Consider the following 9533-nt stretch of genomic DNA (forward strand, 5'->3'; position numbering starts at 1 on the left):
CGGGCCATTGGGATGTTTTTATGGAACCTTAACCTGACTTAGTGATGGAAAATCTTGCCATGGACATGCTGAATGCAGCCCCCATCCTGCTGGACCTGCAGGCGAAAATCCAGGCCTTTGATGTGTCAAAAAGCGTATACATGAGCCGGTTATGCGGCGATGACCTGGCCAACCCATTCGCCGCGAATCATCGGTTCACCCCGCTCGGCATTGAGGAGGAAGAATTGCCCGGGATACTGCGGCTGCTGGGGGTGCGCAGCCTCACGCTAAGCGCCCGGCACGACCTGACCGCGCTGGCTAACCTTACCATTCCGGACAACGGCGCGAGCGAACAATACCAATGGAGCTACCTCCGGAACGAGGCCGTAATCACCGAATTGCGGGCCCTGCTGCAAAACTGCCGCACCCTGGCCTTTGATGACTGGTCGAACCTGACCGCGGCTTCGGCCCTCTGGGATGGGCTGCTGCAGGACGTCATCAAACCGCTGGGGAAGACGGACCTGGAATTCATCTTCTTCCTCGGGAACCCCCAGAAAAAGCTTTCCTTTGAAGTCGACGAGGCGCTGGACATTATCAGCGACTTCGCCCGGCACGGCCAGGTCACGTTTGCCCTGGACGAAGGCGAGGCCGTCGCCCTCTGGATGGTGCTCAACGGCGTGCCCCTGGATACGCCGGTAACGCAGCAAAGCCATCCCAATCTGAAAAAAAAGTATTACTCCATTTTCAGAATACTGCGCATCACGCGCCTGCTGATTTACTCGGCCGACGATGCCATCCTGTTCACGAATGAGCAGCAGTTTGTGCTGGCCCGCCGAAGGGTGGACAACCGCGTTGAAATGGCTGCTGATGCCCGCCAGCATTTCATTGCCGGCTTTAGCCTGGGCGTTCTGCTCCGGCTCGACATTGCGCACTGCCTTGCGCTGGGCCTTATCGTTTTTGGCAGCTACGGCGAGCTCAACGCCAGCCCGGAGCGCAAGGACCTGCTGGCCTACATCGACCGGTGGCAGGAGGACCTGCAAAAGCCGGCAGCCACGCACTTATACCAATAAGTAGCCCCGAAAGCCATCAGGCCTGTTTTTTTGAACCGCCTTGGCCTTTAAGTGCAAAGCGAAGCCCGGCCAACCTAACAGGGTCGCCGCATCCGCCGCTCGGCGAACTGTCTTTGTTCCTGCCGCCGCGTATCCCGGTCACGCCCGACCGGGATACGCTGGCCTTTTCCTGCTGATGCCCTCTTCATTATTTCTCATGAATTGGTTCACTAAAACCTTCTCCAGCAGCATTGGGCGCAAGATTACGGGCTTACGCGCCTGTTTTTCGGCTCGTTCACGTTTCCACCAACCTGCTGATGCTGATTCACGATGGGGCGACACGTTCAATATCAGGGCCGAATTTATGGCGACCAATCCGCTCATCCGGGCCAGGGAAGTGGTGCTGATGCTGGCGCTGCTCTGGCGCACCTACCAGGCCTGAGCCTGGCCCCCTCCGCAACCGGAAGGCGCGGGGGCCGGTGGCTTACGTGGTCAACCATTCGCTCAGGGTGAAACCGCCGGTAGTGCACCAGCCGTGAGCGGGTGAGCGCACCGCTCCTTTTCACTGAACTATCGGCAACGACCAGCCCCGGTGGCGGCCGGCCGGGGGCTGGTGCGGGGGAAGCGCTGGAAACGGGCCCGCGTAGGCAGCCGAATTCGGCGGCATTACATTGTGGGGCGCATGGATTTCCTTTATCAGGCCGGTACAATGCTCCGCGCAGGCAGCAGCTGAAGCCCAAGCCCGCAGACCGGAGAATGCCGGAATAAAAGCAGAGCGGCCGAAAAATGCTGGAAATGAATAACTGGCGCAGGAATTCGGATATACCGCCCCGGCCCTGCTCCAAGTGAAAGCGCGGCCATAGCCAAGGGGCCAGCCAACGGGTTCAATCGTCCAAGCAAAAGCGCGGATTATCCATTTCAACCCGACGCGCCAGTCAGCACTTTTGCAGGGCCGAACCGCTGAGATTGATTGTGGGGCCCCGTTCCGCTCACGGCCAGCTGGCCAACCAAACGGCCCTCCGCGGCCAGGCACAAAAAAAGGCCCGACCCAACCCGCACGCTACTTTTTCATCCCCTGCTTAAACGCCCATTAGCCCCCTTAGCCATGAAATACAAGAAAGTAAAAGTCGAAGAACTCGACATTTTTTATCGCGAAGCCGGTGACCCGACCAAGCCCGTCATTCTGCTGCTGCATGGCTTCCCGACCTCGTCTTCCATGTTTCGGAACCTGATGCGGGATTTAGCCGACCGGTACTACCTGCTGGCCCCGGACTATCCCGGCTACGGGCACAGCAGCGCGCCGAGTACCACGGAATTCGAGTACACCTTCGACCACCTGGCCCACATCATCGACTGCTTCCTGCGGGTGCTGCACATCAACCGGTTCAGTATGTACGTGATGGACTACGGCGCTCCAGTCGGATTTCGCCTCGCGGCCCAACGCCCGGAGCGGATTCAGGCCCTGCTGATTCAAAACGGCAATGCCTACGACGAGGGCCTGGAGGATTTTTGGATTCCCTTCAAAGGCTACTGGGAAAACCAACAGGACCAGAAATCCATCGATGGCCTGCGCTTCCTGCTCACGAAGGACGCCACGTATTGGCAGTACACCAACGGCGTGCGGAATGTGGAAAACATCGACCCCGACGCGTACACCGTGGACCAGGCCCTGCTGGACCGGCCCGGCAACGACGCCATTCAGATGCAGCTGTTCCTGTCCTACGGCTCCAATCCACCGCACTACCCCGAGTGGCAGGCCTATTTCCGGAAGTACCAGCCCCCCACGCTCATCACCTGGGGCAAAGGAGATTTCATTTTTCCGCCCTCGGGGGCCCATCCCTACCTGCGCGACCTGCCCAACGCGGAGCTGCACCTGCTCGACACCGGCCACTTTGCCCTGGAGGACAACCACGAAGTCATTGCCGGACTCATCGACGCCTTTCTGACCAAGAATGTGCGCCAGGAAGGGCCGGCCGCCACGATGGCCGACCGGGAAGTACCCCACGGTTAGGGCCTCCCACCGCAACCCGTGACTGCCGCCGAAGCCGCCGTATTATTCGGCGCGGCCGTGGTGGGAGGCGGCCCGAACGCCGTGGCCGGGGGCGGGGGCTTTCTATCACTGCTGCCGCCGTTGGTGTTCACCCACGTCCCGCCGCTGCGGGCCAATGCCATGAGAGCCGTGGCCCGGTGCCCGGCTTTCTGACCAGTACGCTGGCCACCCATTGCCCACCCCGCCCAGCGGCGGTGGGCGGTGGGTGGGTTGTTGCTGACCAGTACCGTCGGCGCCGTTGGGGGCCCACGCTCATGCTGCACGCACCGCCCCGGGTTTTTTACATCTGGTGCCCTTCCTCATCCGGGCCACCACCCTGCTGTTTGCCGCCTGTGGGCGGCTGGTGGCCCGGCGGCGGGTCACCGATGCCCCCGGAAGCCAATAGCGTAGTCGGCCGGGGTGTGCTTCTGATGGAAGTACGCTCAATCAACTGCTCCATTTGCTGTAGCACGGCTGGCCCCCGGCCCAGGGTGGCCAGCGCCGGCAGTTTCTCCACTTGTTTCAAGCGGAGCCGCGAGGCCCGGATGAGCAGTATTTTCAGGCAGGAAAGGCGGGGTGATGAAACCGGTGGAGGCCACAAACCAGCGGTCGCTGGTAGGCCGCGTGCGGGAACCGAACAGCTCGTCGCGCACGACGCGGTAGCCGTCGAGGGAAATGTGGGTGAACTGCGGTCCCCCGTTCACGTCGCCGAGCGCCCAGATGCGGGGCACGTTGGTTTGCAGGCGTTCATTGACCGGAATATACCCGCGGGTTGCCGCGCAGCCCCGGCAGGTCCGGGAGCCGCGGCTGGGTTCCCGTGTTGATGAAGATATGCTCGGCTGTCACCAGAACCTCCTCCCCCATCGCGCTGAGGCGCATCAGCACCTGATTGGGCGCCACGAAAACGGCCTGCCCTGTGCTGTGTACACGGTCACCTGCGAGCTGGCCGTCACGGCGGCCAGCTTGCGCTGGCGCGGGAAAGCCGTCAGCCGGTTTTTCTCCGCAATCGCCTCGGCGTAGGGCACTCCAGGCCCGCTGCTGTGCACCAGCAACTTGGCGGGGATGCAGGCGATGTTGATGCACGTACCGCCGTACATCCGGGCCGACTGCTCGGCCCGGGCGACTCGCCAGCTCTGAGTACCCGGTAATGCCGCTAAATTTTTACCGGCTTTGCCAAAGCCGATAACGAACGCCTGATAATGAATGGAGGTATTTTCCATAAAGCTGGGCCATTCTTATTCCTACTGCAGATTCCAACTGCGGTTAAACACGAGCGCCAGTATCAGGCAACTGGCCAAATCAGGGCGGGTTGGTAATTGGCCGGGAAGAGCCTAAAAGAGTGCCAAAATCAGGATTGCCGATGCCAGCGCCGGTAAAAGTTTCTTTCCGGTTAAATGATGAGCTTTCCTGCCATTACCTGGTTTTCTGCCCGCTCAATAAAACCACCAGTATAGTCCATTTCGATGGAGCATCCATCCTTAGTCCACCAATAGGTTGGAACTACCGGACATGCAGCATGCTATAGAAAAAAGGCAGCTTGAGCAGCAAATAATAATATTAATCCTTGTAAATGTTTTCCAATGGATTATCTTCATAATAGTTAGCCATTGACTAAGTAAGCGATGCATGACAGCGCCTAAAACTTCTCCTCGAAGTAAATGGCTTTCAGGCCCCTGATGGGTATACGGGGTGACAGGCCCTACTCAAGAGGTTATCTTTTGCCAGTATGCAACAGCTTAGACCCGTTTTTCTGCTGATGCTGTCCTTAGGGGGCCTGTTGCCTGGCGTACAGGCATTTAGGCGGCAGGAGGCTAATAGCCTGCTGACGGGGCTTCGACTCTTTGTGAACGACACCAACAGGGCTACAGTCGCAAGCGGGTTTCACTCGGTTGTGCGGCATTGTTTCCTTCTCTGTAGGAGCCGCGCTATCGTTGTTGTGCTGCTGCTAGCTGGTTGGCCACTCCGGGCCGAGCCGCTGTACCCCCTGCTACGCCCCGCCACGGCCGACAGCCTGCAGCAGCAGTTAAGGCGTACGCCGCCCGGCCGGCAGCGCCTGGGGCTGCTGCTGCGCCTGGGCCAGGACATCATCGTGAAGTTTGGTGCTCCGCTCGACAGCGCCGAAGCCTACTGCCGCGAGGCCGCAGCGCTGAGCCGACGGCTGGGCGATGCACAAGGCCAAATCGAAAGCAGCTACGCTCTCGGCAACCTGTGCCTGGCCCGCAACCAAGTGGCCGAAGGCACTAAGTGGCTAGCCCAGGGACTGGCCAGCAGCGCCCGGCAGCACTACGTGCGCCTGGAAGCCGATGGATGGTATTACCTGAGCGCTACCTATACCTTTTCGGGGGTCGATATCCCCCGGCGCATTGACTGCCTGCGCCGGGCAATGGCCCTTTACCGAACCCTTGGCGACGCCAGTCACGCTGCCTACACCCTCAAAACCATCGCCGACCTGCACATGCAGCAGGGCCAAGAGGGACTAGCCCGCGAAGAGTTGCGGCAGGTGCTGGCCCGCTACCGCGCCATCGGCTACCGCCGGCTGCACTACACCTACGATTTGCTGGGTGTGGTCAGTAGCCGACTAGGCGATTACCAAGGAGCTCTCCACTACGGGCTGGCTTCGATTGAGAGCGCCCGCGCCACCCGGGATACCGCTGATTTGAATCTGTTTTACCATCGGGTGGGAGCAACTTACTATGCACTAAACCAATATTCGGATGCACTGACGTATTATAACTTGGCGATGCGGCGTGCCGAACAGTCGCGCGACGCCAACGAAGTGCTCGTCGCCGTGCTGCACATTACGGAGGTGCTGATTGCGCAACACCAGCCCCGAGACGCCCTCCGCCTGGCATTGGAAAAACTCCGGCAGTATCCGCCTGGCGATTATTTCCGGGTTGATGAGCTTAACCTACTGGCTACCTGCTACCTGGCTAGCCGACAGATTCCTCTTGCCGAAAAGACTTACTTAGAGCTCATTGCGTTGCTGGAAAGCAGAAAAAGCATGGTGGGCAACCAGCTGTTCCGGCTGGAGGTTTATTTTACTATTGGTCAGCTTTACCTGGATAGCCGGCGGTACGGCAAAGCCCGGTTTTATTTGGCGAAGGCCGAAGCTTTGCAGCCGGGAGCTTCCCTGCCCATGAAAGCTACTTTGCGGCTCCTGTTTTTCAGGCTGGACTCGGCCCAGGGCAATTACGTGGCGGCCATTGCCCAGCAGCAGCGCTATCAGGCCCTGCATGACTCGATTTTCAACGAGAAGAAAAGCCAGCAAATAGCCGGCCTGCAAATTCAGTATGACACTCGTAAAAAGGAGCAAGACCTGACGCTGCTCACCAAGCAGAGCCTCGTGCAGCAAGCCAACCTGCGGCAGCGCGAGGGCCAACGCAACGCCCTGCTGGCAGGGGTAGCCATGCTGGCGCTGCTGCTGGGCCTGGGCTACAACCGCTACCGCCTCAAGCAGCGCAGCAACCAGCTGCTCGAAGCCCGGCAGGAGGAAATTGACCGTAAAAATGCCGCCCTGCAAACGTTGGTACTGGAAAAGGAATGGCTGCTGAAGGAGATTCATCACCGGGTGAAAAACAACCTGCAGGTGGTGATGAGCCTCTTGAACTCGCAGGCCAGCTACCTCACCAACGACACCGCTTTGGCGGCCATTCACGAAAGCCAGCACCGGGTGCAGGCCATGGCCCTCATTCACCAGAAACTCTACCAGTCGGAGCAGGTGGCCCGTATTGATATGCCGGTCTACATCAATGAGTTGGCTATATACCTGCGCGACTCTTACGACCTCCTCCAGCCCATTAAATTCGAGCTGGCCGTAGAACCAATTGAAGTTGATGTAACTATGGCGGTGCCCTTGGGCCTGATTATTAACGAAGCCATCACCAACGCCCTTAAATACGCCTTCCCGCAAGGACGGGCGGGCCGGATATGCCTGTCGCTGCAACGGCTGTTGGCAACCACCTATCAACTTACCATCGAAGACGACGGCGTCGGCTTGCCCCCGAATTACGCGCCAGAGAATAGCTGTTCGCTGGGCATGACCCTCATCCACGGGTTCAGCCGGCAATTGGGGGGCAAGCTCACTCTCCGCAACGACCACGGGCTGAAAATTATTTTGGTGTTCAGCGAGCCACAGCTGAAGCCCGCGCATGCCAGGACCGACTATGCTTACCAATGACCCCACTCCCCGGCCCCCTGACCAGAAAACGGTATTAATTGTAGAAGATGAGTTTGCCGTGGCCATGGACCTGCGGCGAATTCTGGAAAAGGCGGGTTATCGCGTGAGCGGCACGGCCTTCACGGTTGCCGAGGCGTTGGAAATCAACCAACGGATGCGCCCCGACCTGGTGCTGCTCGACATCCACCTGCAGGAGTCTCAGACGGGCTTTGACCTGGCCCGGCAGCTAAATGCCGACCAGATTCCCTTTGTGTACGTATCGGCGAACACCAACGCCAGCATCCTGGAAGAAGCCAAAACGACCCACCCTTACGGATTCCTGGTCAAGCCTTTCCGCGAAAAAGACGTGCTCGTGGCCCTGGAACTCGCCCATTATCGCCACGCCCACAGCATTGAAGTGCGCTTGCGCGAAGAACACCGGCTGCAAATTGCCCTGACCGATGCACTGTCTGAAAACGACGATTGGGCCAGCAAGCTCCTAAAAGTTGCTCAACTGTTTCAGCCCTACATCCCCTTTGACCTGATGGTAGCGGGCGTGGAAACGAAACTGGAACTGGCCGCCTTTCCCCCCTGTATGTATTTACGAGTGGGCCAGGAGGATTACCAGACGATTGACGTATCGGGATTTCTGCAAATCACGGGCATTACCCTGGAGAAGTACCGGCAGGTAATCGTGAATACTTTTAACGACGGGCTTTTGTTCTACAACGGCGACGAGTTCACCGCCGTGTGTCGCCGGAACCCATTCAAGCAGCTGCTGGCGAAAACGTTTCGGCTGCACTCGAATCTGGTGTCTCCTCACGAAACCGTGCTGCACGGCAAGCTGCTGGTCTCCTTTTACAGCCGGCAGCCGGATGCGTATGAGCCCGACCATGTGCAGCTGCTTGAGAAATTACAGCCGTCGCTCACGCTGACGTTTGACCGGCTGATGGCGTACGAAAAGATAGAGCTCCTGAGCCAGCAGCTGCGCCAGGAAAACAGCTATCTGCTGGAGGAGGTGAAAGCCAGCGCCAACTTCGAGGAGATTATTGGGACCAGTCCATTGCTGCTCAACGTCTTTAAAAGCATTGGGCAAGTGGCCCACACCGATTACACGGTGTTGATTTTGGGCGAAACCGGGACGGGCAAAGAGCTTATTGCCCGGGCCGTGCACAACCGGTCCGGGCGCCCGAGCAAACCCCTCATCAAGGTTAATTGCGCGGCCCTGCCGCCCCAGCTCTTCGAAAGCGAGCTGTTTGGCCACGAGAAAGGCAGCTTCACGGGGGCCACGGACAAACGAATTGGTAAATTTGAGCTGGCCCACGGCGGCACCATTTTCCTGGACGAAATTGGCGAGCTGCCCCTGGAGCTGCAGCCCAAGCTGCTGCGGGTGCTGCAGGAAAAGGAAATCGAGCGCATCGGGGGCAAAGGGCCCATTGCCTGCGACGTGCGCATCATCGCCGCCACCAACCGCAACCTGCAGGCGGAAGTGGCCGCCGGCCGCTTCCGCGCCGACCTCTTCTACCGGCTCAACGTGTTTCCCGTGCTGCTGCCTCCCCTGCGGGACCGGAAAGAAGACCTGCTGCCCCTGGCCACGCACTTTCTGCACAAGATTGCGAAGAAACTGGGCAAGCAGCTGTACGGCATTTCGGAAGCCTCTTTGCAGCAAATGCAGGCTTACCATTGGCCCGGCAACATCCGGGAGCTCGAGCATTTGCTGGAGCGGGCCGCCATCATGGCGACAACGCCGGTAATTTCGCTCGTTGAGCTCCTGGCGGCGGAATCCCCGGCCCCGCCGGTTCCCCTCGTGGCCAAGCCGCACGAGCAGGCCGAACGCGAAAATGTGTTGGCGGCTTTGCGGTTAACGAACTTCCGCATCCGGGGCACCGACGGAGCGGCGGTGTTGCTCAACGTCAAGCCAACCACCTTGGAAGCCCAAATAGTGAGGCTGGGCATTCGGCGGGAAGATTACCTGTAAGAGTTGCCCGGCGTCGCTACCATGGCAGCCTGGAATAGCGTCGCCACGCCGCTGGCAATTCTCCATTTCACGGGCCTCGTCGGGCCGGCCTGGTCCCGAACCGGCCCAAGCCCCCTCGGCCTCGTCCGTAATGGACGCTTTCCGAGCAGGTACTGGAGGACGTACCTAAACGGAGCGCCGACCACGCCGGACTAGGACGTGTGAACAATTAAGGTAGCTTTGAAGATGCAAAAAGACCGCACATTCCTGACCGACCCGCACTGGCAACGCCTTTCGCCACTCTTGCCGGGCCAAGCGAATGCCTGCGGCGTGACGGCCAAGGACACGCGCTTGTTCGTGGAG

Annotated in this window: 8 protein-coding genes; 6 read left to right on the forward strand and 2 right to left on the reverse strand. The window is 59.4% G+C overall.

Annotated elements, in window-relative coordinates:
* Nucleotides 1-44 precede the first annotated feature (44 nt).
* The 4 genes from J4G38_RS25450 to J4G38_RS25465 all read left to right on the forward strand — a co-directional run bounded on the left by J4G38_RS25450 (nt 45) and on the right by J4G38_RS25465 (nt 3231).
* Nucleotides 45-1049: a hypothetical protein gene (locus tag J4G38_RS25450; RefSeq protein ID WP_210521642.1), complete on the forward strand. Its 1005-nt coding sequence runs from the start codon at nt 45-47 to the stop codon at nt 1047-1049.
* A gap of 196 nt (nt 1050-1245) precedes the next feature.
* The gene (locus J4G38_RS25455; protein ID WP_210521643.1) at nt 1246-1470 is read left to right on the forward strand and encodes a hypothetical protein; all 225 of its coding nucleotides are present in this window, start codon (nt 1246-1248) and stop codon (nt 1468-1470) included.
* A 663-nt stretch (nt 1471-2133) separates the two neighbouring features.
* Nucleotides 2134-3039, forward strand: coding sequence for an alpha/beta fold hydrolase (locus J4G38_RS25460; protein WP_210521644.1), 906 nt, complete (start codon nt 2134-2136; stop codon nt 3037-3039).
* Between the two features lie 18 nt (nt 3040-3057).
* The gene (locus J4G38_RS25465; RefSeq protein WP_210521645.1) at nt 3058-3231 is read left to right on the forward strand and encodes a hypothetical protein; all 174 of its coding nucleotides are present in this window, start codon (nt 3058-3060) and stop codon (nt 3229-3231) included.
* A gap of 269 nt (nt 3232-3500) precedes the next feature.
* Here J4G38_RS25465 and J4G38_RS25470 read toward each other — a convergent pair whose 3' ends face one another.
* Together J4G38_RS25470 and J4G38_RS25475 are read right to left on the reverse strand one after the other, a co-directional pair.
* Nucleotides 3501-3890, reverse strand: a complete 390-nt coding sequence (locus J4G38_RS25470; protein WP_210521649.1) for an FAD-dependent oxidoreductase — start codon at nt 3888-3890, stop codon at nt 3501-3503.
* A gap of 45 nt (nt 3891-3935) precedes the next feature.
* On the reverse strand, nt 3936-4277 hold the full coding sequence (locus J4G38_RS25475) for a hypothetical protein (RefSeq protein ID WP_210521646.1): 342 nt from the start codon (nt 4275-4277) through the stop codon (nt 3936-3938).
* Nucleotides 4278-4993: 716 nt separating this feature from the next.
* Between J4G38_RS25475 and J4G38_RS25480 the strand changes: the two genes are divergently transcribed.
* Together J4G38_RS25480 and J4G38_RS25485 are read left to right on the forward strand one after the other, a co-directional pair.
* Entirely contained in the window at nt 4994-7234 is a 2241-nt protein-coding gene (locus J4G38_RS25480; protein WP_210521647.1) for a tetratricopeptide repeat-containing sensor histidine kinase, read from the forward strand.
* Nucleotides 7221-9191 (forward strand): sigma 54-interacting transcriptional regulator, encoded by a 1971-nt coding sequence (locus J4G38_RS25485; protein ID WP_210521648.1) that lies wholly within the window; start codon nt 7221-7223, stop codon nt 9189-9191. The genes J4G38_RS25480 and J4G38_RS25485 overlap by 14 nt, the downstream gene beginning before the upstream one ends.
* Nucleotides 9192-9533 lie beyond the last annotated feature (342 nt).

The organism is Hymenobacter terricola (assembly GCF_017921975.2).
GTDB classification, from domain to species: Bacteria; Bacteroidota; Bacteroidia; order Cytophagales; family Hymenobacteraceae; genus Hymenobacter; species Hymenobacter terricola.

What these genes read in the sequence shown, in the direction of transcription:
- J4G38_RS25450 (WP_210521642.1), top strand. Translation starts at nt 45, where the DNA reads ATGGAAAATCTTGCCATGGACATGCTGAATGCAGCCCCCATCCTGCTG.
- J4G38_RS25455 (WP_210521643.1), top strand. Translation starts at nt 1,246, where the DNA reads ATGAATTGGTTCACTAAAACCTTCTCCAGCAGCATTGGGCGCAAGATT.
- J4G38_RS25460 (WP_210521644.1), top strand. Translation starts at nt 2,134, where the DNA reads ATGAAATACAAGAAAGTAAAAGTCGAAGAACTCGACATTTTTTATCGC.
- J4G38_RS25475 (WP_210521646.1), bottom strand. Translation starts at nt 4,277, where the DNA reads ATGGAAAATACCTCCATTCATTATCAGGCGTTCGTTATCGGCTTTGGC.
- J4G38_RS25485 (WP_210521648.1), top strand. Translation starts at nt 7,221, where the DNA reads ATGCTTACCAATGACCCCACTCCCCGGCCCCCTGACCAGAAAACGGTA.